Source organism: Nonomuraea sp. NPDC049158 (genome assembly GCF_040648335.1).
In the GTDB taxonomy this organism is placed as follows: Bacteria; Actinomycetota; Actinomycetes; order Streptosporangiales; family Streptosporangiaceae; genus Nonomuraea.
The window spans coordinates 68,115-90,788 of record NZ_JBEZDM010000016.1 but is presented as its reverse complement, the minus strand read 5'-3'; the positions used below and the strand labels follow the sequence as shown (position 1 = coordinate 90,788).

Here is a 22,674-nt window from a genome sequence, read left to right as displayed (position 1 = left end):
GACATTAAGTGGGTGTTTCGCCACACGTCAAGAGGTGATCGATGACCCAATTCGCCCCGGACTCGTTACCTCAATCCGCCGAGGCCGGGGGAGGTGTCCGCAGCGTCAAATCGGCCGAGCGGACCATCGCGGTGCTCGAACACCTCAGCTCAGCCCCGAAGGCGTGCTCCCTGCGCGAGCTGGCCACCGCGCTTGGCCTGCCGCGGGCCAGCGGCTACGCGCTGCTCACCACGCTGGTGAGCACCGGCTGGGTGGAGGCCGACGGCGGCGGCCGCTATCGGCTGGGCATCCGCGCGCTGCGGGCCGGGATGTCGTACATCGAGCGGGACGACCTCGTCCAGCGGGCCCGTCCGGTGATGAACGACCTGAACGACGAGCTCGGCGAGACCGTCCACCTGGCCCGTCTCGACGGCGTGGAGATCGTCTACCTGGCCACCAACATCTCCAGGCACTCCCTGGCCGTCGTCACCCGCCCCGGCCGGCGCCTGCCGTGCTGGGCCACCGGTCTCGGCAAGGCGATCCTCGCCGGGCGTCCATGGGCGGAGGTCGACGAACTCCTGCCGGAGACCCTGGAGCCCCGCACCGTCCACACCCTCACCGACCGGGTGGCACTGCGCGCCGAACTCGAGGAGATCCGGCGGCGTGGCCATGCCGTCGACGAGCAGGAATCGACCCTCGGGCTGCGCTGCTTCGCCGTCTCCCTGGACCTGGGACGCGTCCCGAACGAGGCGCTCAGCTGCTCCATCCCCCTCGTCCGCCTCGATCCCGAACGCGAGGAGGCGGTCGTGGCCGCACTCCTCCGGGCGCGGGCCCGCATCATCCGCTGAAGGGACCTCTAATCCACCGCACGGAGCACGGCGACGCCCGTAGGCGGCAAGGTGACGGTGGCGACGCCCTCGTCCGACGGGTCAAGGGCGTCGGTCCACCCGCCGCTGAGGGCGATGTCGTGCTTGTCGCCGGTGTGGTTCAGCAGGATCAGGAAGCGGCGACCGGCTCCGGCGCGGACGCTCGCCTGGACCCCTGCGGGCAGCCCCTTGACGACGGGGGTCACTCCCGCTTCGGCGAGCGCGCGGCCGAGGACCGCCCGCATGGTGGCCGCGTCGAGGCGGGTCGAGAGGTAGCGGGCGATCCCCGCGCCGAACTCGTGCCTGGTCACGGCCGGGCGACCGGCCCAGTCGGCGGAGTCGAAGACGAGCTCGGGCTCGGCGCCGGCCAGGTGCAGGTCCTCTCGCCACAGGTCGGCGACCCCTTCGAGGTGCGAAAGCACCCCGTGGCCGCGTACCGGGAACCGCTCGTGCTCGGCCGCCGGGCAGAACTCCTCGACCCGGACCCCGAGGACCTCGCGCAGCGGCGCGGGGTAGCCGCCCAGGTGGACCCGGTCGTGCTCGTCCACGATCCCGCTGAAGAAGGAGACGGCCAGCGCGCCGCCACCGGACACGTACGCCGAGACGCGCCGCGCGTCCTCGCTCGACAGGAGGTACAGGTTCGGCACCACGACGAGCGCGTACCCGGTCAGCTCGGCCGAGGGCGGCACCACGTCCACACCGACCCCGAGATCGAACAGCGGGCCGTAATGGTCCAGCAGGCGCTCCTCCTGTCGCACCCCGTCCGAGGGGTGGGAATCGAGTTCGAGCGCCCACCAGCTGTTCCAGTCGAGCAGGATGGCCACCTGGTTGTGGACCCGCGTGCCGGGCAGGTCGGGCACCGCGGCCAGCTCCCAGCCGAGCGCCGCGATCTCGCGGAAGACCCTGCTGTCGGCCCCCGCGTGCGGCACCATGCCCGAGTGGAACTTCTCGGCGCCGCCGCGTGACTGCCGCCACTGGAAGTACAGGATCGCGTCGGCGCCCTGCGCGACGGCCTGCCAGCTCCACAGCCGCATCTGGCCGGGCTGCTTGATCGCGTTCCGGCCCCGCCAGTTGACCGCGCTCGGCGCCTGCTCCATGAGGATCCACGGCTGCCCGCCCCCGGCGCCGCGCATCGTGTCGTACAACAGGCCCGGGGCCAGGTGCGGCCGCTCGTCGTGGGGGTCGGGGTAGGAGTCGACCGCCACGACGTCCAGCCGCGGCGCCCAGTCGAAGACGTCCACGGCCTTCAGGCCGCCCAGGAAGTTCGTGGTGATCGGCACCTCGGGAGTGACCCGCCGCAGGATGCCCGTCTCCAGGTCGAAGCAGTCGCGCAGCGCCTCGTTGCCGAAGCGCAGGTAGTCGAGCTGCTGGGCCGGATTGGGGTACGTCGGAGCCGCGCGGGGCGGCTGGACGTGGTCGAAGGAGGCGTACCGCTGCGACCAGAAGTCCGTCGACCAGGCGTCGTTCAGCGCCTCCAGGTCGTCGCCGTAGCGCTCGCGCAGCCAGCGGCGGAAATCGGCGGCCGACACCTCGCAGTAGCAGGCGGCGATGTGGCAGCCGTACTCGTTGCCGACGTGCCACAGCCCGAGCGCCGGATGGTCGCGGTAGTGCGTGGCCAGCCGCTCCACCAGGAGCGCCGCCCGTTCCCGGTAGACCGGACCGGAGGGACAGAAGTGCTGCCGCCCGCCGGGGCCCAGCACGGTCCCGTCCGCGGTGATCGGCAAGATCTCCGGGTGCTCGTGGACGAGCCAGGGCGGCGGGGAGGCCGTCATGGTGGCGAGGTCGGCGGTGATCCCGTGCGCGTGCAGGTCATCCAGGACCTGGTCGAACAGGGAGAAGTCGTACGCGCCGCGCGCGGGCTCCACGCGCGCCCAGCCGAACACCCCGACGGTGACGAGGTTGACCTGGGCCTCGGCCATGAGGCGCAGGTCCTCCGCCCTGGTCTCGGCCGGCCACTGCTCGGGGTTGTAGTCGCCGCCGAAGGCCACGCCGCCGAGCCGGCGCCAGAACCGGTCGCCCGGGGACGGGGCGCCGGTGGTCCCGGAGCCCGGCCTGACATCGTGAGGTACGGCGTTCATCGTCGGCGCGGCGGCCTCGGCGGAGCGAGGGCCGCCGCTCCTCCCTTCTTCGGTGGGGACGTTCTTCGGCGGGGCGTGCTGCGGTTGGTCGGACGTTCTTGGCCAGGCGTGGGCTGCTGCGGTTGTGCGGATCAGCCGGCCGGCGGCGGGGCGCCGGTGCTCTCCCTGACGATCAGCTGAGGGGCGACGAAGGCGGTGGCGGCGGGAGCCGTACCGGTCTCGATCTGGTCGATCATGAGCGACACGATCCGCTCGGCCAGCACGTCGAAGTCCTGCCGGACGGTGGTGAGCGAGGGGGACAGGTAGGCCGACTCCTCGATGTCGTCGAACCCGACGATGCTCACGTCATCAGGGATGCGACGCCCCGCCTGGATCATCGCGCGCATCACGCCGAGGGCCATCTGGTCGTTGGCGGCGAAGACGGCCGTCACGCCGGGCCGCCGGGCCAGGACGCGGCCGGCCTCGTAGCCGCTGGCCGCGCTCCAGTCGCCGAACAGCATCTGGGGCACCGCCGCGTCCGCTTCCTTGAGCGTCGCGTGCCAGGACTCCGCCCGGCGCCGCGCGGCATAGGAGTCCTCGGGCCCGGCGACGTGCCAGACCGTCTCGTGACCGAGGCCGAGCAGGTGACGGGTGACGAGCCGGGCGCCGAGGGCCTGGTCGGTGTCGACCATCGGGTGGCGGAGGCTGACGTCGCCGTCGGCCATCACCACCGGCACGTCCGGCGGCAGGCGCAGCGCCGGGGTGTCGAGGATCTGCGCCTCGATGACCACGATGCCGTCGACCGCCTGCACCGTCAGCTGGTCGAACGCCTCGTGCACGGCCCGCTCGGTCTGCGACTCGACGGCGATCATGTTCACGGTGTAGCCGGCCCGCTGCGCCGCCTTGGTGACGGCGTCGACCGTACGGGCGTTGCCGAAGCTGCCGAGACCGAAGCTGATCAGGCCAAGGGTGCGGAACTGGCCGGTGACCAGGGCGCGGGCGGCGGTGTTGGGCCGGTAGCCGAGGACGCGCATGGCCGACAGGACGCGCTGGCGGGTCTCTTCCTCCACATTGCTGCGGTTGTTGACCACCCGGGAGACCGTCTGGCTGGAGACCCCGGCCATCGCGGCGACGTCGGCCATGGACGGCCGCTTGGGCGAGCGCCGTCCCGCCGCGGTTTTCTGGGTCGCCCCGTCCACTGGCACCTCTGGTCATCCGATGGGCTTGCTGTCGTGCAAACTCTCGCACGATGTTTACGTGAACATGACCCATCCGTCAATGGGGGACTGCTCTAGTCGACAAATAGTCACAAACGGTGATAAATCCGGCATCTGTGTTAACTTTTGGTTACCTATTGACATGTTCTGGCGGCGAATGGAGACTACGGGACATCTTCGCCATGTTCACGTAAACACGGAGCCGCACGATCACTGTGCCGAGCGCTCCACGGTGGCGCAGGTAATGGGGCGATCCATGGATCGCCATGCCCCGACAAGGAGAGTTCAGTGCCAGTCTTCGTGGCAGCGCGAACATCCCGCGGCAGGAGCGCGGGATGACCGCGCCCGCCGGTCTCGCCGGGCCGGTGACCGCGCCCCCCGGCCTTGCCCGGCCGGTCCTGCGCCTGCGCGTCGCCGGCTACGCCTTCTTCCTGCCGTTCTTCGTGGTCTTCCTGGTCGCGGTGGTGGCGCCGCTGGCGTACGCGATCTATCTCAGCTTCTTCCAGGAGCGCATGATCGGCGGCACGGTCTTCGCCGGCCTGGCCAACTACACCCGCGCCATCGGCGACGCGCTGTTCGGCGCCGGCCTGCTCCGCGTCGCGCTCTTCCTGGTCGTGCAGGTGCCTGTCATGCTGCTCATCGCCCTGGGCTGCGCGCTGGCCATCGACAGCGGCAGGCTGCGCTGGCCGTCGCTGTTCCGCATCACGATCTTCATGCCGTACGCGGTGCCGGCCGTGGTGTCGGCCCTCATGTGGGGCTACATGTACGGGGACCAGTTCGGCCTGGTGGGACAGATCGGCAAGGCCGTCGGCGTCGCGGTCCCCGACCTGCTCTCGCGCTCCTGGATGCTCTCCTCCATCGGCAACATGGTGACCTGGGAGTTCGTCGGCTACAACATGATCATCCTGTACGCCGCGCTGCGGTCCGTACCGACCGAGCTCTATGAGGCGGCCGAGATGGACGGCGCGGGCGCCATCCGGATCGCCTGGAGCATCAAGCTGCCCGCCCTGCGTCCCGCGCTGCTCGTGGCGACGATCTTCTCGATCATCGGCAGCTTCCAGCTCTTCAACGAGCCGAACATCCTCCAGAAGCTGGCACCCGCGGTGATCGGGACGAGCTACACGCCCAACATGTACGCCTACAACCTCGCGTTCAACGGCCAGCAGATCAACTACTCGGCCACCGTCGCCGTGGTGCTCGGCGTCGTCACCATCGTCGTGGCGTACGCGGTGCAGATCATCACGGCGAGAAGGGAGCAGACACTGTGACGGCCGTCGCCGAGGCGAACCGCACCACGAGCGGGCAGGCCGCGCACCGCTCCACCACGGCGCGGCGCCGGGGGAAGAGCCCCACCCTCACGGTGATCATGCTGGTGATGTTCGCGTACGCGGTTCTGCCGCTGTTCTGGCTGCTGGCCAACGCCAGCAAGAACGGCGGGGATCTGTTCTCGACCTTCGGGCTCTGGTTCGGCGGGGACTTCCACCTGTTCGCCAACATCGGCGAGACCCTGAGCTACAACCACGGCATCTTCGTGCGCTGGTTCGGCAACACCGTGCTCTACTCCGTGGTGGGCGCGGGCGGCGCCGCCCTGCTGGCCACCCTCGGCGGGTACGCGCTGGCGAAGTACGAGTTCCCGGGCCGCAAGCTGCTGTTCGCCGTGGTGCTGGGCGGCATCTCCATTCCGGGCACTGCCCTGGCGGTGCCGACGTACCTGCTGTTCAGCCGGGTCGGGATCGTCGACACCCCGTGGGCGGTGCTCATCCCGGCACTGTGCAGCCCGTTCGGCCTCTACCTGATGCGGGTCTACGCGGCCGACGCGGTGCCCGACTCGATCCTGGAGTCGGCGCGCATCGACGGCGCGGGCGAGTTCAGGATCTTCCGCACCATCGCGCTGCGGCTGCTCGCCCCGGGCTTCGTCACGGTCCTGCTCTTCGCGCTGGTCGCGACGTGGAACAACTACTTCCTGCCGCTGATCGTGCTGAACTCGCCGGACTGGTTCCCGCTCACCGTCGGCCTCAACCAGTGGAACGCCCAGGCCAACAGCGGCACCTCCGGTGCCGGTGACGCCACCTACACGCTCATCCTGACCGGCAGCCTGCTGTCGATCGTGCCGTTGATCATCGCTTTCCTGGGGCTCCAGCGCTTCTGGCAGTCGGGCCTCGCCACCGGAAGCGTCAAGCAGTGATTCCCGACATAGTCCCCCGTGGATAAGGAAACGCCATGAAAAACCTTCCATCGCGGCGCGGTGTCATCCCCGCCGGGATCGCCGCGGCCCTTTCTCTGGCACTCGCCGCGTGCGGCGGCGGCTCCGGTGGGGGTGCCGCCGCACCGTCCGCCGCCGCCCCCAGCGCTACGGCGGCCGTACAGGACGCGCTGTCCAAGCCCGCCGAGCTGACGTTCTGGACGTGGGTCACGGGGATCGAGAAGACCGTCGCCCGCTTTACCACGAAATATCCGAACATCAAGGTCAATGTGGTGAACGCGGGGCAGTCCGCCGACCAGTACACCAAGCTGCAGACCGCGATCAAGGCCGGCTCCGGCGCGCCCGACGTGGCGCAGATCGAGTATTTCGCGCTGCCGCAGTTCGCCCTCGCCAAGCAGGTCGTCAACCTGGCCGACTACGGCGCCGCCTCGTTGAAGGACAAGTTCGCCGACTCGGCGTGGGGCCAGGTGGCGATCAACGGCGGCGTGTACGGCGTCCCGCAGGACACCGGCCCCATGGCGATGTTCTACCGCAAGGACATCTTCGACAAGCTGAAGATCAAGCCGCCGGCCACCTGGGCGGAGTTCGTCGACGCGGCCAAGAAGATCAAGGCCGCCGACTCCGGCTCGTTCATCACCTCCATCGACCCCGGTGACGCCGGTGGGGTGGACAGCCTGATCTGGCAGGCGGGCGGCGCGCCGTTCAAGACCACGGGCGAGAGCTCGGTCAGCGTCAAGCTCGACTCCGACCCGGGCGTCAAGCAGTGGGTCGGCACCATGAGCACGCTGCTCGGCGAGAAGCTGGTCGACCCGCAGCCCGGCTGGACCGACGAGTGGTGGAAGGGCATGGGCTCGGGCAAGTACGCCGTCTGGCTGACCGGAGCCTGGGCGCCGAACGGCATCATCAACTCCATCCCCAAGACGTCGGGCAAGTGGGCGGTCGCCCCGATGCCGCAGTACGACGCGGCCAAGCCGATGAACGCCGAGAACGGCGGCTCCTCGGTGGCGGTCATCCCGCAGAGCAAGAACATCCCGGCCGCCGTCGCCTTCGCGCAGTGGCTCAACTCCGACCCGGAGGCCGTCAAGTCGCTGAACACCGAGGCCGGCTTGTTCCCCGCCACGAAGGTGCTGCTCGACGACCCGGCCTTCCGTGACGCGCCGCAGGCGTTCTTCGGCGGCCAGAAGATCAACCAGGTCCTGGCCGACGCCTCGGCCGCCGTCCGCCCCGACTGGCAGTACCTGCCGTTCCAGGTGTACGCCAACAGCATCTTCAAGGACACCGTGGGCCAGGCCATCGACGGCGGCGGTGACCTGTCCGCCGCGCTGAAGACCTGGCAGGACCGCATCTCCGCCTTCGGCACCGAGCAGGGCTTCACCCTCACCAGCGGCGGCTGACCCCCGGCGCGACCACGACCGGCGGCCCGGTGGAACGCACTCCACCGGGCCGTCATGCCGTCACCGACGGGATGAAGCGGCCGGCGCCCTAGCCCGAGGCGAGATCCCGGCGGCGCAGGCCGTACAGGCCGAGGATCGCGAGCGCCGCGGCGAGCACGGTCAGCACCACCGTGGCCACCGGGGCGAAGGACCCCAGCGGGTGCCAGGGCAGGTGGGACAGCACCGAGGTGTTCACCAGCCACTCCGGCAGGTTCATGTAGGACCCCAGTACCTGCGTGAACCCGCTGTAGACGAGCACCGCCCAGGCCGCGTTCACGGCCCGAGGGGCGAGCCCGAGCAGCGCGGCGGGGATGGCGAGCAGCACCAGCACCTCGGGGGCGCGGATGAGGCTCGCCCAGGTGACCTCACCCACGAGGCCGGGCTCGCCGGTCGACAGGGCGGCGCCGATGCCGAGCGCGGCGCCGTACACCACCGGCAGGACGACCGCGGCGAGCGCGGTGACCAGCAGGGACGACCAGTACCACGTCGATCTGCCGGTCGGCCCGGCCAGGACGGGAGCGATACGCCCGCGCACCTCCTCCACCCGGAGCCGCAGGACCGACAGGACCGCGAAGACACCGGTGTAGAGGGACCCGGTGAACACCATGAGGCTGATCCAGGCCCGCCCGAAGTCCGCACCGGAGAAGATGGGCAGATCGGTCTCCGCCATTCCCCCGGTCATGGCGCCCAGGACGAGGCCGACGGCGAGGAACGCGGCTCCCCACGCGAGGATGGCCGCCTGCTGGAGCCGCAGCGCGAGCGTGAACGGCGAGCGCAGCCACGAAGGCGCCGACGCCCGGCCGAGGCGCGGAGCCACCAAGGAGGCGCCGAGATCCCTGCGGCTCGCCAGCGAGTAGGCGCCCGCGACCAGCAGCCCGGCGAGAAGTACCGAGAGGCCGAGCGGCCACCAGCGCTCGTCGGCCAGCACCCGGGTCTGCTGTGCCCAGCCGATCGGCGACAGCCAGAACAGCGGACCGCCCTCCGGGCTCTGCAGCGCCCCCGCGCCGCGCAGCAGCCACGCCGTGAAGAGCACGATGCCCGCCAGCCCGTTGGCGCCCCGGGGGTGCTCGGTGACCTGGGCGGTGACCGCGGTGACCCCGGCGAACAGCAGCCCGGTCGCGGCCAGGGAGGCGCCGAACAGCAGGGCGCTGCCGGTGGGGAACCCGATGCCGATCGTCGCGGCGGTGGTGAGTGCCGCGAGCGCGGCATTGCTGAGCACGGCGACGACCAGCGCCGCGGTGAGCTGGGCGTGCCGGCCCACGACGGCCGCCCGGATGAGCTCGGCCCGGCCCGTCTGCTCCTCCGCCCGGGTGTGCCGGGTCATGAGCATCATGTTCATGATCGCGGCGGCCAGCAGGAACTCGACCCAGTAGGCGGCGAGGAAGTAGCTCCGCGTGGTGACCTCGCCGAACAGGGGCCCGCCGAGCACCCGCATGAAGGAGGCGCGGATCATCTGCGACGCTTCGGCCAGGGCCGCGGGCGTCGGGACGACCGCGTTGACGGCGGCGTAGTAGAAGCGTGGGACGAGGGCCGTGATGGCGATCAGCCAGAGGGTGAGCTTGATCCGGTCGCGGCGCAGCGCCAGCCGTACCATCGCGCCGGTGCCGGTCAGGTGGCCGCTCGCCGCGCTCGATCCGGTACGGCCGCGCGCCCGCGTAACCGTGGTGGTCATGCCGCCTCCTTGTGCGCGTAGTGCCGGAGCATGAGCTCCTCGAGCGTCGGCGGGTGGCTGACCAGCGAGTCGATGCCGAAGGTGGTCAGGTGCCGGATGGCGGCGTCGAGGTGTTCGGCGTCCACGCCGAACCGCGCGCTCCTGCCCTCGGTCTTCACGTTGTGGACTCCGGGCACCTGGTTGAGACCGGTTACCGGGGTGGCGGTCTCGGCCACGATCGTGGTCCGGGTCAGGTGCCGCATCTGCGCCAGCGTCCCCGACTCCACCGCCCGTCCGTCGCGGATGATGGTGATCCGGTCGGCGAGGGTCTCGACCTGGGCCAGGATGTGGCTGGACAGCAGGATGGTCCGGCCGGCGGCTTTGGCCTCGGCGACGACCTGCTGGAACACCGCCTCCATCAGCGGGTCCAGCCCGCTCGTGGGCTCGTCGAGGATCAGCAGCTCCACGTCGGCGGCGAGGGCGGCGACGAGGGCGACCTTCTGGCGGTTGCCCTTGGAGTAGGTCCGGGTCTTCTTCTTGGGATCGAGCTCGAACCGCTCGATCAACCCGTTCCGGCGCTCGTCGTCGAGTCCGCCGCGCAGCCGGCCGAGCACGTCGATGGCCTCGCCTCCGGTGAGGTTGGGCCACAGCTCCACATCGCCAGGCACGTACGCCAGCCGCCGGTGTAACGCGACGGCGTCGGCCCAGGGGTCGCCGCCCAGCAGCCTGGCGCTGCCGGAGGTGGCTCGGATCAGGCCCAGCAGGATGCGGATGGTGGTGCTCTTCCCCGCCCCGTTCGGGCCGAGAAAGCCATGCACCTCTCCGGTGCCCACGGTGAGGTCGAGCCCGTCGAGGGCCCGTGTGGGCCCGTAGGCCTTGACGAGCCCGGAAATGGCGATAGCAGGGGTCATGGGGTTTCTCCGTTGGCGGGTCTCGTTGGGTGCGGCGAGGAGGCGACCCTCGACCTCCTCGACGGCGAAGGCGGCTGCGGGTGTCAGGTGAGCCGGCCGGTCGTCTGCGGGCGTCAGGTGAGCCGGCCGGTCACCGTCGCGTCGAATTCGCGGTCGGAGAGGGACCTGTTGAGGTTGAGGAGTGCCTCGGCCTGCCAGCCCACGACGTAGCGGGTCTCCGGCCGGTCCGACTCCACGGCCTGTCGGATCGTCGTCGCGACCACCTCGGGGTCCGAGGCCGGGTTGTCCACCTCCGTTCGCGGCTCGGCCGCGTGTGCCATGGCCTCGGCCATCTGCCGGTAGGCGCCGCTCCCGGAGATCTCCCGCAGTTGCCGCGCGGTCCCGGCCTCGAAGCCGGTCTTGATGATGCCCGGCTGGACGACGACGACGTCGATGCCGAACTGTCCGACCTCCATGCGCAGGGTGTCGGAGAAGGCCTCCAGGGCGTGCTTGGAGGCGTAGTACCAGGCGCCGAGCGGCAGGGCGATCTCGCCGCCGACCGAGGAGACGTTGACGATCGTGCCCGAGCCCCGCGCCCGCATGTGCGGGAGGACGAGCTGGGTCAGCCGGGCCGGCCCGAACATGTTGACCTCGAACTCGTCTCGCGCCATCGCCAACGGCGTGTCCTCGACCGCGCCGTGGACGACGGCTCCCGCGTTGTTGACCAGGACGTCGATCCGCTCATGCGCGTCCAGGACGGTACGGACAGCCCGCTGGAGGTCTTCTTCCTTGGTCACGTCCATCGGCAGGGCGTGACCGCCCGCTTCGCGGATCGCCGCCATCTGGTGCACCCGGCGCGCCCCGCCGTACACGATGTGGCCGCCGCGCAGGAGTTCGAGTGCGGTGGCGTGGCCGATGCCGGATGAGGCGCCGGTTACGAGGCATATCTTGGCAGCCATATCGGTCCCCTCCACGTGAACGGTCATCGTTCACATATGAGGAAAGCTACGGATGCGTTTACGGATGCGGCAAGTTGCGAATGGCGTTGTCGCAGGTCGGAACGGCACAATTGGCGAAACGACAGTGCTGGCAAATGCAACAACTCCGTGCTGTGTGTCGCAATCAATCAGGCCCGGCCGCATACTTGGGCGTGCGCGACAAGCGGGAGGGCGTATGCCAGGAGGCCACCTCACGTACGAGGACCGTCGCAAGATCGCTGAGGGGCTGGTGGAAGGGCTCACCTACGCGGAGATCGCCCGTCGCCTGGGACGGCCGAGATCGACCATCGGCCGCGAGATCGCCCGCAACGGCGGCCCGCACGGCTACCGTGCGGCTCGGGCCCAGCAGGCGACCGGGCGGCGGGCCCACCGCCGGCCGCACTCGCCGCTGAGTACGCCGACCACCGCGCATCCCAGCGGGCGTGACCCCCAGGCCGTAGAGGAATTCGAGCGGAAGCTCGCCACGGTGATGTCAGGGATCCCGCCGATGGCGGCCAAGGTGATGGTCTGCCTGTTCACCAGCGACAGCGGCGACATGACCGTCGTCGACCTGGTCGAGCGGCTCCGGGTCAGCCCCGCGTCGATCTCCAAGGGCATCGGCTGGCTAGAGGAAGTGGGGCTGGTCAAACGCGAGCGTGACAACCGGCGTGACCGGTACAGCATCGATGTCGATGTCTGGTATCGGGCCTGGCTGGTGGGCATCCGGTCGATGACGCTGTGGGCCGACACCGTCCAGGAGGGCGTCGGCGTGCTCGGCGCCCAGACCCCGGCCGGCTCCCGGCTCCTGACGGCAAGCCGGTTCTTCCAGGTCCTCAGCAATGACATGGCCCAGGCGGCCGAACATTACCGGCAGATCTTCGCCGGCACCGGGGACGTCACGCACTGAACCGCCCAGCGTCAGGCCGCGGATCGGCGTACGTCGAGGTGCGCGTGCGTGAGTTGCACGATCACCGGCATGTCCGAGACGACCACCACCGAGTAAGGGGTGCTGGGGGACAGGGCCTCGGCAGCCGCCAGGTCGTCCAGGCTCAGGTCGCTGGTGCGCTGCGCGGGCACGGTCGCGCGGTACGGGCCGAGCGGCTCCTCGCCCGTAGCGCAGAACGTGAGCTCGACGTGGGCGTTCTTGGGGCTGACGTTGAACAGGCAGAGCCGGTCGCCCTTGACGCACCCGTCGGTGATGGCCATCTTCCAGTTTCCCACCAATGTGCTCATACGCGACTCCCGTCCTTTCCTACGACAGTCGTCCAGCTACCCCGACAAGAGCGGATATATCGGATTAAAAGCAGGTGACCACCCTCAGGGAGCATCCGTGAGCGTATTGTCGGAGATCACCGGCGGTGTGAAGATCGGGGAATGGCCCCTTCAAAAGCCGTTCTCTCCGCGCTCGCCGTCGCCACTTCCGCCCTGCTGATCAGCGGAAACGCCGAGGCGGCAGCGGATGTGCCATTACCCTCGGCGATCTTCCGCGCCACGCACAACAGCTACTCGGGCAATGTCACCGGCGCCAAGAACTCGATCGCCTACCAACTCGACCACGGCATTCGCTTCCTCGAACTCGACATCCACGACAACGGTTACGCCACCTCGCACGACTACTCCATCGGCCACGACTCTCCCGGCAGCCAGGTCGACCACACCGGAAACCCCGCCTCGAACCTCCTGCGCGACTGGCTCGGCGTGATCAACACCTGGTCCGCGCAGCACCCCACCGCCGCACCGATCGTCGTCGCGCTCGACATCAAGGACGACCTGACCGACAACCCCTCCTACGCCGCCGGCAACCTGGCCGCGCTCAACCAGGAGCTCACCTCTGTCTTCGGCTCGAGGCTGCTCTGGGCCAAGGACTACCCGGCGAGCCCGCCGTCGGTGGACACGCTGCGCGGCCGGGTGCTCCCGGTGATCTCCGGCGACGGCACGACCCGAGCCCAGTACAAGCGCGATGTCGGCTACCACCCGGCCGTCGCGATCAACGGCCGCGGCCAGGTCGTCGAGGTGCACGACTCGGGCGCGGGCGCGCTCTGGTACTGGAGCGGCACGTACGGCGCCGACGGCCGCGTGACCTGGCTACGCCACGGCAAGTACGACAGCGGCGTCACACCGTCCGTCGCCCTGAACGACAACGGCGACCTGGTCGAGGTCCACCAGTCCCAGACCGCGACCACCCTGTGGTACCGCGTCGGCCGCCTCGACGCCGACGGCGAGATCACCTGGTCGGCCAGCCACCAGTACGACAACGGCGTCCTGCCGACGGTCAGGTTCACCGACGCGGCGGGCACCCAGCTACGCGAGATCCACCGCAGCCAGAGCAACAGCCAGAACTGGGACTGGGACGGCGTGCTCAACGCCTCCGCCGCGACGGTCTCCTGGAGCGGCAACGCCAAGACCTCCGACGCCCGCTACGACGCGACCACCTCGACCAGCGGCTCGTCGCGCGTGCACGTGTGGACCGGCGCCGACGGCCCGACCCCGGCCCAGACCCTGCGCCTGGACACCGACAGGGTCGCCGGCGAGCGCATCCGCTACCAGCAGACCGCCTTCGACGAGTTCCAGAAGGGCGACAGCGCGGAGCTCCAGCAGGGCGCGCTGTTCTACGCGGCGACCGCCGGCGAGTCCTCGTTCATCACCGCGGCACGGCAGGCGGGACGGCTCGTACGCGGCTGGGACTTCGACTCCGAAGACGACGCCACCGACCCGCCGGCCAACTATCCGGCGTCCAACCACCCGTACGACACCTGGTACCAGAACCTCCTCACCCGCTCCGGCGCCGTCGAGTAGTCAAGCGGAATTCGCCCGCGCGGCCTCGCACCGCGTTCGGTGAAGCAGGGCCGAGACGTGGTCGCGCACCAGATCATGGAAGCGGTAGCGGCAGGGTGCGGGTTCCTGCAAGAGGTGGACGTCCAGCAGCTGGTCGAGCTGCCGCCTCGCCCGCACCACTGTCGTGTGCTGCACGGCCGCGACCTCGTCGACGCCGAACTCGGTGCCGGCCTGCGACCCCAGCAGCCGGTACACACGTCGCTGGTCCTCGGAGAGCCGCTGATAGGACAGATCCAGGGCGGCGGTGACGCTGTGCCGCCCGGTGGTCAGCTCGGACAGCCGATCATCGTTCAACCGGTCGAGCAGATGCCGTACGCCCCAGGTCGGATGCGCCTGCAGCCGGACGGCGGCGATGCGGATGGCGAGCGGGAGCTGCCCGCACCGCTCCACGGTCTCCGTCAGCACCCCCGCCGGCGCGTCCACGACATGCTCCCGCCCGGCCGTACGGGTGAACAGGGCGACCGCCTCCTCCATCGGCAGGACGTCCAGCGACAAGGTGCGCGTGTCGTCCAGGCCGATCAGCCGGCGGCGGCTGGTGACGATCACCAGGCAGCCCGGTCCGGCGGGCAGCAGCGGGCGGACCTGGTCCTCGTCGGCGGCATTGTCCAGCACGATCAGGACTTCGCGGTCGGCCACGACACTGCGATACAGCGCCGCGCGGTCATCGATATGCCCAGGAACGCGGTCATCAGGGATGCCGAGTGCGCGGAGCATGCGGGCGAGCGCGTCACGCGGATCGACGGGTGTCATTTCCCGGGTATGGCCGTGGAGGTTCACGAACAGCTGGCCGTCGGAAAACCGGGAGCTGAGCAGGTGGGCGGCATGAACGGCCAGCGCCGTCTTTCCGACTCCGGCCATGCCGTCAATGGCGACGACCGTCGCCGTGTTCGTATTCTGGTAATCCGACAAAGCCGTCAGTTCACGCTTTCGGCCAACAAACGCCGCAACATCCGCTGGTAGCTGTCGCGGAACGGTCACCGCTGGACAGGTCTCTTCCAGATCAACGTGTTCGGGGGAAGCCGCCGGGCCGCGAGCGACGGCGGCCAGCATCGCGCGCTCTTCGCCGTCCAGCTCCAGCGCCTCCGCCAGCAGCAGGATCGACGTGATGCGCGGCTGCCGCAGCACGTTGTGCTCCAACCGGCGGACGGTCCGAACGTTGAGGCCGGTACGTTGGGCCAGTTGCTCCTGAGTCAGCAGCGCGCGCCCCCGCCATCCCCGCAGGAGCGCTCCCAAAGACAACTCGGCCTCGTGACACCGTATGACTTCCGTCGGTAGGGAAGTGGTCAACCGAACGTGGTCACCGTTCATTGATTTGTGCTCCTATCCAGGGAGCCGCCCCGTTTTTTATCGCCGTCCCTGGCCGGCGAGATCCCCACGTACATCGAAAGCGCTTTCCCGCTGTTCACGCCACCCTTGGACGAAAGCGAACGGAATCAGACGACCTTGAGACGGACGAGACGATCGCGACCTGCGGTCATCTCTTGGGCTCGGCGCGACCGATGCCTTGGCGGTTTCAATGGAATTGATGAGCATCGCCGGAATTAGCCAGAATGAAGGCCATGAGTGACGGGGACGAGGGCGGCAACCGCCGATCGCAGGCCCAGGCGCCGTCGCCGTCCGACGACGGGGGTGAGGTGTGCCCCTACCAAGGACTTGTGCCGTTCGAGAGGGAGAAGACCGAGTTCTTCTTCGGCCGCGCACGGGCGACCCACAGCCTCGTCGAACGTCTGGGCGCGCGCCTGGCCGGACACGGGACCGTCCTGCTGGTCTCGGGTGCCTCGGGTGTGGGCAAGTCGTCGCTGTTGCGGGCGGGGCTGCTGCCGGCGCTGGCCCAGGAGATGCTGCCGGTCGCCGGCTCCAGGCAGTGGCCGCGCCTGCTCATCACGCCGACCTCGACACCGCTGCGGGCACTCGCCGAAGAGTGGGCGAAGACGTTCGGCGAGCACGTCGAGACGGTGTACGAGCGGCTGCGAGACGATCCAGGACGGATGGCGCCTCTCCCGGCGGACGGCCGTCTCATACTCGTGGTCGATCAGTTCGAGGAACTGTTCACTCTGGTGAGCGACGAGCAGGAGCGCCAGGCGTTCGTCGGGGCGCTGCACGCCCTGGCCGAAGGCCCGCGGGGCGCCGGAGTGATCGTCGGGGTACGCGCGGACTACTGGGACCGCTGCGCGGCCTATCCGCAGTTGGCCGAGGCCATCCAGGACGGCCAGGTCATCGTCGAGCCGATGTCGGAGTCCGACCTCCGGTTGGCCATCACCGGCCCCGCGGCCGCGGTGAGCCTGGAGATCGAGCCCGGTCTGGTGGAGACCATCCTGGGCGAGTTACGCGTCGACCAGGCCACCGGGGGCGGCTACGAGGCCGGCGCCCTCCCCCTGCTTTCGCAGGCTCTGCGCAACACCTGGGAGAGACGTGAGCACGGCCGGCTGACCGTCCGGGGGTACGAGGAGTCCGGCCGGGTCCGCGACTCCGTGCGGCGTACGGCCGACGAGATCCTCGAACGGTTGTCGGCGGAGGACCGCAAGACCGCGCTCAGAGTCTTCCGGCGCATGACCTTGATCACCGCGGGCGGCCGGGTGGCCCGGCGCAGGGCCACGCTGGCCGAGATCCACGCCGCCGCGTCGGCGCTGTCGGCGGATCGGCGCGGCCAGGTGGCGGCGCTGCTGTCCGCGTTCGCCGACCAGCGCCTGGTCACGCTGCACGAGGACGCCGTCGAGATCGCCCATGACGCGCTGCTGATCGCCTGGCCGACCCTGTGCCAATGGCTGGAGCCCGACTTCACCGCACAGACGGTGTACAGCAGCCTCATCGACGACGCCGCCCAATGGGCCGAACACCACCGCGACCCCGCCTTTCTCTACCGGGGCGCCCGGCTGCTGGCGGTTCAGGACAGCCGGCACCGCTGGGACCGCGACCCTGACAGCTTTCCGCCACCCGGCCCGACCGCCGAGCGCTTCGTCGCGGCATCGACGCGGGCGGTGCGACGGACCGGCCGCCGCCGCCGACTGGTCATGGCCGGTCTCGCGGTGCTGTCGGTCCTCGCTGTCATCGCGGCCGGCGCCGCCGTCAACGCCGCGAACGAGGCCGATCGGCAACGCGGGGCGGCGACCTCCCGCCAAGTGGCGGCGCAGAGCGAGATCACCGGCGACGTGCCCCTGTCCTCGCTGCTGGCCGTGGCGGCGTGGCGGATCGCCGATACCGACGAGGCCCGCAACCGCTTGCTGGTCGCGGCGACGCGTACCGGCCGGGGGACCCTCACCGGGCACACGAGAGGGGTTACGGACCTGGCGTTCAGCCCCGACGGCTCGTTCGTCGTGACAGGAAGCGACGACGGCACCGCGCGGGTCTGGGACATAGCGTCGCGGCGGCAGCTCGGCGCCCCGATCACCCGTCCGTTGTACGAGTGCTCAGACGTCAAGCTGGCCCTGAGCCCCGACGGCCGTACGCTGGCCACGTCGTGTCTCGACACCGTCCGGTTCTATGACGTGGCCACCCGTCGCGACCTGGGCGCTCCGCTGGATCACGAGGAGGTCGTGTCGGCGCTCGCGTACAACCCGGACGGGAAGACGCTCGTGACCGGAGACTTCAGAGGCGTCGTCCGGCAGTGGGACGCGACCACGCACCGTCCGTACGGGACTCCCTTGGGCCGCGCCGACCACGGACCGGACCTCTCGTCCATCATCAGGGCGGTGGCGTTCAGCCCGGACGGAAAGACGCTGGCCGTCGCGAGCAAGAAGACCGCGCAGCTCTGGGACACCGCCACGTCCCGCCGGCTCGGCGCGCCGCTCGCCGGGCACACCGACGCCATCACCAATCTCTCCCTCAGCCCGGACGGCACTACCCTCGGGACCGTGAGCTGGGACCACACCGCCCGGCTGTGGAACGTGGCCACGCGGAAGCAGACAGGCCTGCTCAGGGACCGCAATACCGGTTTCAACGCGATCGCCTTCAGCCCGGACGGCACCCGGATCGCCACCGCCGGAGCCACCGGCCGCACCGTCCTGTGGGACACGGTCAGCCGCCAGCAGCTGACCGCGCTCGCCGACAATGGCAGCGGTGTCGAGCGCGTGGCGTTCAGCCCGGACGGGAAGATGCTCGCCGCCGCCAGCGCCGACGGCGTGGTACGGCTGGCCGACCCCCAGATCCATCTGCAGGTCGGGACCTCGATGCCCGCGCAGGCCGCCGTCGCGCTGAGCCCCGACGGACGGATCCTGGCCACCGGCGTGGCCGACGAGATGGACCCCGCGATCCAGCTGTGGGACGTGGCCACCCAGCAGCGCCTCGGCCCGCCGCTGCGTCCCCAGGGCGCGCGCCGTTCCGTGTCCATGGTCGCATTCACCCCCGACGGGCGGACGCTCCTGACGTCCAGCTCGGACGGCCTGCGGCTCTGGGACGTCGCGAGCCGCCGCGAGATCGCCCATGAGGCGACGCTCAAGGGCGTGGCCAAACTCAGCCCCGACGCCAGGTACGTCGCCGTCCAGCAGGACAAGGCCATCGCGTTCTGGGACGTCGCACGCCGCCGGGAGACCGGGCCGCGCATCAGCGTCCCCGGGCACACCGACCTCGTCACGGCGATGGCGATCAGCCCCGACGGCTCGACCCTGGCGATCACGGGCTACGACAACCAAGTGCGGCTCTTCGATGTGGCCACCCGCCGCCCGATCGAGGGCTCTCCGCCCCCGGCCAACGGCGGGTTCATCAACGACCTGGCGTTCAGTCCCGACGGGAAGACGCTGGCACTCACGGCCGCCGACTCCAGCGTCCGGTTCTGGGACGTGGTGCGTCACCGTACGCTCGGCATCGCCCTGATCGCCGAGGACGGCGCGATCAACACCTTCGCTTTCAGCCCGGACGGACAGGTCCTCGCCACCGGCTCCGGCGACTCGGTGCGGCTGTGGGACGTGCGGAGCCACCGGCAGCTCAGCACCCCCTTGATCGGCCACACCCGCGCCGTGACCGCGATCGCCTACGGCCGGGACGGGACGGCCATCGCCACGGTGGCCGGTGACGGGACCGCGCGGCTGTGGAACGTCCGCCTGCCCGCCGACCCGGTGGCCGCGGCATGCGCCAACGCGGGCCGCTCCCTCACCCGCGACGAATGGGAGAGCTACGTACACGGGGAGGCGTACCGGCAGACGTGTCCATGACCCAGGGAATCCCACGGGAATCCCTTACCGGAGTCCACCACGGAGAGAGAGCGAGCATGTTCCTGCGAGGTTTCCGGCGACGGACGGGCAGGCCCGTCCCGGAACTGGCCGCGTTGTTCCGCTCGATCGTCGCGGAAGGCCGGGACTTCCATCCGATGGCGTCCGACTTCCTGGAGCACTTCATGGACGGCGCCGGTGCCTCCAGGACGATGTCCCTGCGCTGGCTGCGCTCGTTCAAAGTGATCAAGAAGGCCGAGCAGAAGAACCAGCACCGGTTCGAGCGGCAGCTGGTACGGGAGGCGAAAGGGTTGCGCGACGGCGCCTCGTCCTGGCTGCACGATTACTGGGACGCCCGGATCAACGCCTTCATCGGCACGGAGCTCTTCTACGTCAGCCGGATGAGCCTGCTGCGCTCGCAGGGCTCGTTCGTGCTGACCCGGGCCGGGGTGGAGGTGCGGATGTCGGGCACGGTACGCCACCACTGGTTCGATCCCTATGACTGGGACCGCGGCCGATGGGTCTACATCCCCCGGCACGGGTTCGTGCCCATCGCGGTCGGCCGGGAGCTGGTGGAGTCCGATGAGGCGCGCGACTTCCTGATGGAGTCACGTCATGTCCAGACGCTGGCGGGCACCTACCTGGACGGCCGATGGCCCCGGCGGGGCAGGACGAGGTTCGCATGGTCGCTGGTGAGGACGAAGCACTGATGGCCGCCGAGCACCCCCGTCCCCCCGATCCCACCGAGGCCGGCAGCGCCGCGGACTTCGTACGGTCGCTGGTCCGGCTCAAACGGTGGGCGGGCGAGCCGTCGCTGAGCAGGCTGCGCACTCTCGGCGGCCAGACGGTGACCTCGGACGGAGCCACGATCGACGCGCTGCCCAAAAGCACGACCTCGTATGTTCTCCGGCAGACCGACCGGCTGCCGCGGTGGGACTTCGTCAAGGCGTTCGTCACCGCCTGCTTCCGTTACCGCGACTATCCGGCCGAGCTGATCCCCGGCGAGCTCGAACGCTGGCGGGTGGCCAGGACCGCCTTGGCCGGGCCGCTCCCTCGCACACCGCCCGCCTCGGACGTCGAGCGGCGGACGTCCTCGACGATCGAACCTTCGGCGGCGGACCAAGCGGCGTCCACGGCGATCGCGGCCGAGATGCTCGCGGCGGAGGCGTTCGCGATGGTCGCGGCGGAGGCGGTCGCGGCGGTCGCGGTGGGCGGCGTGGTCGGGATCGCGGAGACCGACGCGGAGGCCACCGGTCGTCCCGGGCGCGACCCCGCCGCCGAGCTCCTGGCGCGGCGAGTGGCCCGGGAGGAGGACCGGGCACGTAAGGGGCTGCTCGGCGGCTACACCATCGCGCCGGTCTCCTTCGGACCGTACGAGGACCCGATCCGCCTGGAGGACGGCGGCGGCGAGATGAAGGACGGCCCGCAGTCGATCGGCCGCTTCTTCAGCGGCCTGCGGCCGCGGCGGCTGCTGATCGTGGGCGAATCGGGCGCGGGCAAGACGGTGCTCGCCATAGAGCTGGTGCTGCAACTGCTGGAACCCTTCCTGACCGGCGGCGAACAGCCCGGTCACCCCCAGATGGTCCCGGTACGCCTGGACGCCGCCCGATGGACCTTGGGCAGCCCGTTCGAACCCTGGCTGGCCGAACAGCTGGTGCGGGACTTCGGCCTCGCGGCCAAGGACGCGGAGCGGCTGGTACGAGACCGCCAGGTGCTGCCGGTGCTGGACGGGCTCGACGAGCTCGACCCCGAGCCGTCCATGGGGCCGCCCCGCCGGGCGATCGGCCTGCTGACCGAGCTCAACCGCTACAGCGACCTTTCCGGCCGGCGGCCGGGGGCGGTCGTCGTGACCTGCCGGGCCACCCGCCACACCGAGCTGTCCCTGGTCCGCGCCGGGCTCGACAACGCCACCCGGATCCACCTGTACGACCTGACCATCGAGCAGATCAACGCCTACGTGCGCACCCGCTGGCCGGACGGCCATCCCTGCGACATCCACCGCGACGGCCTCCACGCCGCGCTGTCCGGACCATCCGGGACGGCCGTGCACGCCGCCCTGGCCACTCCATGGCGCCTGTTGCTGACCGTGACCGCGGTGGAGTCCGGCGCCGACCCGGACGACCTGCTCCGCGTCGACCAGAACCCCGACTCGCGGGCGGCGGCGGGGCGGATCGCCCGCAGGCTGCTCGGCGCGTACGTCCCGGCGGCGACCGCACTGGCCCCACGCGCCGCCCACGGCACCCCGTACCGTCCTGAACAGGTGCGGTCCTGGCTGGAGAACCTGGCCGCCCACCTGCGGTGGCAGGCTGTCCGGACCACCGAGACGGATCGGCCGCCGCCCGGTCTGACGCCGATCGACATCGTTCCGCACCTGCTGTGGCCGATCGGCGGCCGGCGCCGGGTACGGGCGGTGCACTGCCTGTGCTGTGTGGTCTTCGCCGTCATCGCCATGCTGGCGTTCTGGGCGGGGTCGGCGGTCGAGCGTTCCGGTGACCCGCGCGACTGGCTCGGAGAGGGGCTCACCCTGTCGCTCATGGCGGGCTGGGTGGTCATCGCCACCGGCCTGTCGATGTCGCAGTGGCCGACCGCCGCCGGTGGGCGGGCCAATGTACCCCGTCGGCGACGCGTGATCGGCGGTCTGTTGGGCGCCCTGGCGGGCGGCCCGGTCGGCGCGCTCTGCGGTCTGACCGGGCTCGTGCTGACCGAAGGCAGGGTCTTCGGTCCCGTCTTCGCCATCGCCGCGGGGGCGGCTGGAGGCGCGGTGTTCGGCGCGGTCATCGGACTGACCGCCGCCGCCCGGCAGGGCGAGCGCATGACCATATCCGAGGCGATCCGCGCCGAGCCGGTCACCCTGCTGGGCTTCGGACTGTGCGGCGCGCTGACCGGCCTGCCGCCGCTGCGCCTGGCCGGCGCCGGCCCGGTGGCACTGACCGCGGAGATCATCGGGGCTTTCGCGCTGGCCTTCGCGCTCGGGGTGCTCTTCAAGATCACTACTGGTGGCTGGAGTGAGGACGCGGAGCTGGCCCACCCCCGAGAGGCCCTCCATCGCAACCCGATGATCGGAGTGGCCTTCGGGCTCACCGGCGGCGTCGCGGCCTTCCTCGTGTTCGTCATGAACCAGGGCGTCGTCCAGTCGCTGGCCTGCGCGCTCATCGGCGGGGTGACCTTCGGCCTCGCCTTCGGCGCGGTCGCCTGGTCCCGTACCATGATCGGGTTGATCATCGCGGCCGCGCGCGGGGTGCTTCCGTTGCGGCTGTGGACCTTCCTCGACTGGGCCTGCGAGGCGCGACTGCTGCGCGTCAGCGGCGCCACCTACCAATTCCGGCACCGCGAACTCCAAGACTTCCTGACCCCGCCCGAGCCCGACTGACCCGTCCGAGCCCGACTGACCCGAGCCTGACTGACCCGAGCCTGACTGACCC

16 protein-coding genes are annotated in these 22,674 nt (G+C 70.4%); 9 read left to right on the top strand and 7 right to left on the bottom strand.

Annotation, left to right across the window (positions count from 1 at the left end; genetic code table 11):
* The first annotated feature begins 41 nt into the window (after nucleotides 1-41).
* On the top strand, nucleotides 42-827 hold the full coding sequence (locus AB0B61_RS31070; RefSeq protein WP_358439220.1) for an IclR family transcriptional regulator: 786 nt from the start codon (nucleotides 42-44) through the stop codon (nucleotides 825-827).
* A gap of 8 nt (nucleotides 828-835) precedes the next feature.
* On the opposite strand, the gene AB0B61_RS31065 is transcribed toward AB0B61_RS31070, so the two are convergent.
* Together AB0B61_RS31065 and AB0B61_RS31060 are read right to left on the bottom strand one after the other, a co-directional pair.
* Nucleotides 836-2,923, bottom strand: a complete 2,088-nt coding sequence (locus tag AB0B61_RS31065) for a beta-galactosidase (protein ID WP_358439217.1) — start codon at nucleotides 2,921-2,923, stop codon at nucleotides 836-838.
* Nucleotides 2,924-3,054: 131 nt separating this feature from the next.
* Nucleotides 3,055-4,044 carry a LacI family DNA-binding transcriptional regulator gene (locus AB0B61_RS31060; RefSeq protein WP_358439214.1) on the bottom strand — a complete coding sequence of 330 codons (990 nt, stop codon included), beginning with the start codon at nucleotides 4,042-4,044 and terminating at the stop codon, nucleotides 3,055-3,057.
* 410 nt (nucleotides 4,045-4,454) lie between these two features.
* Between AB0B61_RS31060 and AB0B61_RS31055 the strand changes: the two genes are divergently transcribed.
* From AB0B61_RS31055 to AB0B61_RS31045, 3 genes are read left to right on the top strand one after another with little or no spacing between them, the layout of a single operon-like run.
* Nucleotides 4,455-5,387, top strand: a complete 933-nt coding sequence (locus tag AB0B61_RS31055; protein ID WP_358439212.1) for a sugar ABC transporter permease — start codon at nucleotides 4,455-4,457, stop codon at nucleotides 5,385-5,387.
* Nucleotides 5,384-6,304: a carbohydrate ABC transporter permease gene (locus AB0B61_RS31050; RefSeq protein WP_358439209.1), complete on the top strand. Its 921-nt coding sequence runs from the start codon at nucleotides 5,384-5,386 to the stop codon at nucleotides 6,302-6,304. Before AB0B61_RS31055 ends, AB0B61_RS31050 begins: the two co-directional genes overlap by 4 nt.
* A 35-nt stretch (nucleotides 6,305-6,339) precedes the next feature.
* Nucleotides 6,340-7,716 (top strand): extracellular solute-binding protein, encoded by a 1,377-nt coding sequence (locus tag AB0B61_RS31045; protein WP_358439207.1) that lies wholly within the window; start codon nucleotides 6,340-6,342, stop codon nucleotides 7,714-7,716.
* 88 nt (nucleotides 7,717-7,804) lie between these two features.
* Here the strand turns inward: AB0B61_RS31045 and AB0B61_RS31040 are convergent, their stop codons facing one another.
* The 3 genes from AB0B61_RS31040 to AB0B61_RS31030 all read right to left on the bottom strand — a co-directional run bounded on the left by AB0B61_RS31040 (nucleotide 7,805) and on the right by AB0B61_RS31030 (nucleotide 11,255).
* Nucleotides 7,805-9,427 (bottom strand): hypothetical protein, encoded by a 1,623-nt coding sequence (locus tag AB0B61_RS31040; protein WP_358439204.1) that lies wholly within the window; start codon nucleotides 9,425-9,427, stop codon nucleotides 7,805-7,807.
* On the bottom strand, nucleotides 9,424-10,317 hold the full coding sequence (locus AB0B61_RS31035; RefSeq protein WP_358439201.1) for an ABC transporter ATP-binding protein: 894 nt from the start codon (nucleotides 10,315-10,317) through the stop codon (nucleotides 9,424-9,426). The genes AB0B61_RS31040 and AB0B61_RS31035 overlap by 4 nt, the downstream gene beginning before the upstream one ends.
* Nucleotides 10,318-10,430: 113 nt before the next feature.
* A complete protein-coding gene (locus AB0B61_RS31030; RefSeq protein WP_358439199.1) occupies nucleotides 10,431-11,255 on the bottom strand; it encodes an oxidoreductase in 825 nt (274 codons plus the stop codon).
* 214 nt (nucleotides 11,256-11,469) lie between these two features.
* Between AB0B61_RS31030 and AB0B61_RS31025 the strand changes: the two genes are divergently transcribed.
* Nucleotides 11,470-12,180, top strand: a complete 711-nt coding sequence (locus AB0B61_RS31025) for a helix-turn-helix domain-containing protein (protein ID WP_358439196.1) — start codon at nucleotides 11,470-11,472, stop codon at nucleotides 12,178-12,180.
* A gap of 11 nt (nucleotides 12,181-12,191) precedes the next feature.
* On the opposite strand, the gene AB0B61_RS31020 is transcribed toward AB0B61_RS31025, so the two are convergent.
* Nucleotides 12,192-12,506 carry a sensory rhodopsin transducer gene (locus AB0B61_RS31020; RefSeq protein ID WP_358439193.1) on the bottom strand — a complete coding sequence of 105 codons (315 nt, stop codon included), beginning with the start codon at nucleotides 12,504-12,506 and terminating at the stop codon, nucleotides 12,192-12,194.
* Nucleotides 12,507-12,647: 141 nt separating this feature from the next.
* On the opposite strand from AB0B61_RS31020, the gene AB0B61_RS31015 reads away from it, so the two are divergent.
* Complete coding sequence (locus AB0B61_RS31015) at nucleotides 12,648-14,069, top strand: hypothetical protein (protein ID WP_358439191.1); 1,422 nt, start codon at nucleotides 12,648-12,650, stop codon at nucleotides 14,067-14,069.
* Here AB0B61_RS31015 and AB0B61_RS31010 read toward each other — a convergent pair whose 3' ends face one another.
* Nucleotides 14,070-15,416 carry an NB-ARC domain-containing protein gene (locus AB0B61_RS31010; protein ID WP_358439189.1) on the bottom strand — a complete coding sequence of 449 codons (1,347 nt, stop codon included), beginning with the start codon at nucleotides 15,414-15,416 and terminating at the stop codon, nucleotides 14,070-14,072.
* Between the two features lie 251 nt (nucleotides 15,417-15,667).
* Here AB0B61_RS31010 and AB0B61_RS31005 point away from each other — a divergent pair, with 251 nt between their 5' ends.
* From AB0B61_RS31005 to AB0B61_RS30995, 3 genes are read left to right on the top strand one after another with little or no spacing between them, the layout of a single operon-like run.
* Entirely contained in the window at nucleotides 15,668-19,255 is a 3,588-nt protein-coding gene (locus AB0B61_RS31005) for a WD40 repeat domain-containing protein (protein ID WP_358439186.1), read from the top strand.
* Between the two features lie 56 nt (nucleotides 19,256-19,311).
* Nucleotides 19,312-19,962: a hypothetical protein gene (locus AB0B61_RS31000; protein ID WP_358439183.1), complete on the top strand. Its 651-nt coding sequence runs from the start codon at nucleotides 19,312-19,314 to the stop codon at nucleotides 19,960-19,962.
* Nucleotides 19,935-22,622 (top strand): NACHT domain-containing protein, encoded by a 2,688-nt coding sequence (locus AB0B61_RS30995; RefSeq protein WP_358439180.1) that lies wholly within the window; start codon nucleotides 19,935-19,937, stop codon nucleotides 22,620-22,622. The genes AB0B61_RS31000 and AB0B61_RS30995 overlap by 28 nt, the downstream gene beginning before the upstream one ends.
* Nucleotides 22,623-22,674: the final 52 nt, after the last annotated feature.

Coding starts and splice junctions, on each gene's coding strand:
- AB0B61_RS31065 (WP_358439217.1), bottom strand. CDS start 2,923: ATGAACGCCGTACCTCACGATGTCAGGCCGGGCTCCGGGACCACCGGC.
- AB0B61_RS31020 (WP_358439193.1), bottom strand. CDS start 12,506: ATGAGCACATTGGTGGGAAACTGGAAGATGGCCATCACCGACGGGTGC.
- AB0B61_RS31000 (WP_358439183.1), top strand. CDS start 19,312: ATGTTCCTGCGAGGTTTCCGGCGACGGACGGGCAGGCCCGTCCCGGAA.
- AB0B61_RS31025 (WP_358439196.1), top strand. CDS start 11,470: ATGCCAGGAGGCCACCTCACGTACGAGGACCGTCGCAAGATCGCTGAG.
- AB0B61_RS31005 (WP_358439186.1), top strand. CDS start 15,668: ATGAGTGACGGGGACGAGGGCGGCAACCGCCGATCGCAGGCCCAGGCG.
- AB0B61_RS31035 (WP_358439201.1), bottom strand. CDS start 10,317: ATGACCCCTGCTATCGCCATTTCCGGGCTCGTCAAGGCCTACGGGCCC.
- AB0B61_RS31070 (WP_358439220.1), top strand. CDS start 42: ATGACCCAATTCGCCCCGGACTCGTTACCTCAATCCGCCGAGGCCGGG.
- AB0B61_RS31010 (WP_358439189.1), bottom strand. CDS start 15,416: ATGAACGGTGACCACGTTCGGTTGACCACTTCCCTACCGACGGAAGTC.
- AB0B61_RS30995 (WP_358439180.1), top strand. CDS start 19,935: ATGGTCGCTGGTGAGGACGAAGCACTGATGGCCGCCGAGCACCCCCGT.
- AB0B61_RS31060 (WP_358439214.1), bottom strand. CDS start 4,044: ATGGCCGACGTCGCCGCGATGGCCGGGGTCTCCAGCCAGACGGTCTCC.
- AB0B61_RS31055 (WP_358439212.1), top strand. CDS start 4,455: ATGACCGCGCCCGCCGGTCTCGCCGGGCCGGTGACCGCGCCCCCCGGC.
- AB0B61_RS31040 (WP_358439204.1), bottom strand. CDS start 9,427: ATGACCACCACGGTTACGCGGGCGCGCGGCCGTACCGGATCGAGCGCG.
- AB0B61_RS31030 (WP_358439199.1), bottom strand. CDS start 11,255: ATGGCTGCCAAGATATGCCTCGTAACCGGCGCCTCATCCGGCATCGGC.
- AB0B61_RS31015 (WP_358439191.1), top strand. CDS start 12,648: ATGGCCCCTTCAAAAGCCGTTCTCTCCGCGCTCGCCGTCGCCACTTCC.
- AB0B61_RS31045 (WP_358439207.1), top strand. CDS start 6,340: ATGAAAAACCTTCCATCGCGGCGCGGTGTCATCCCCGCCGGGATCGCC.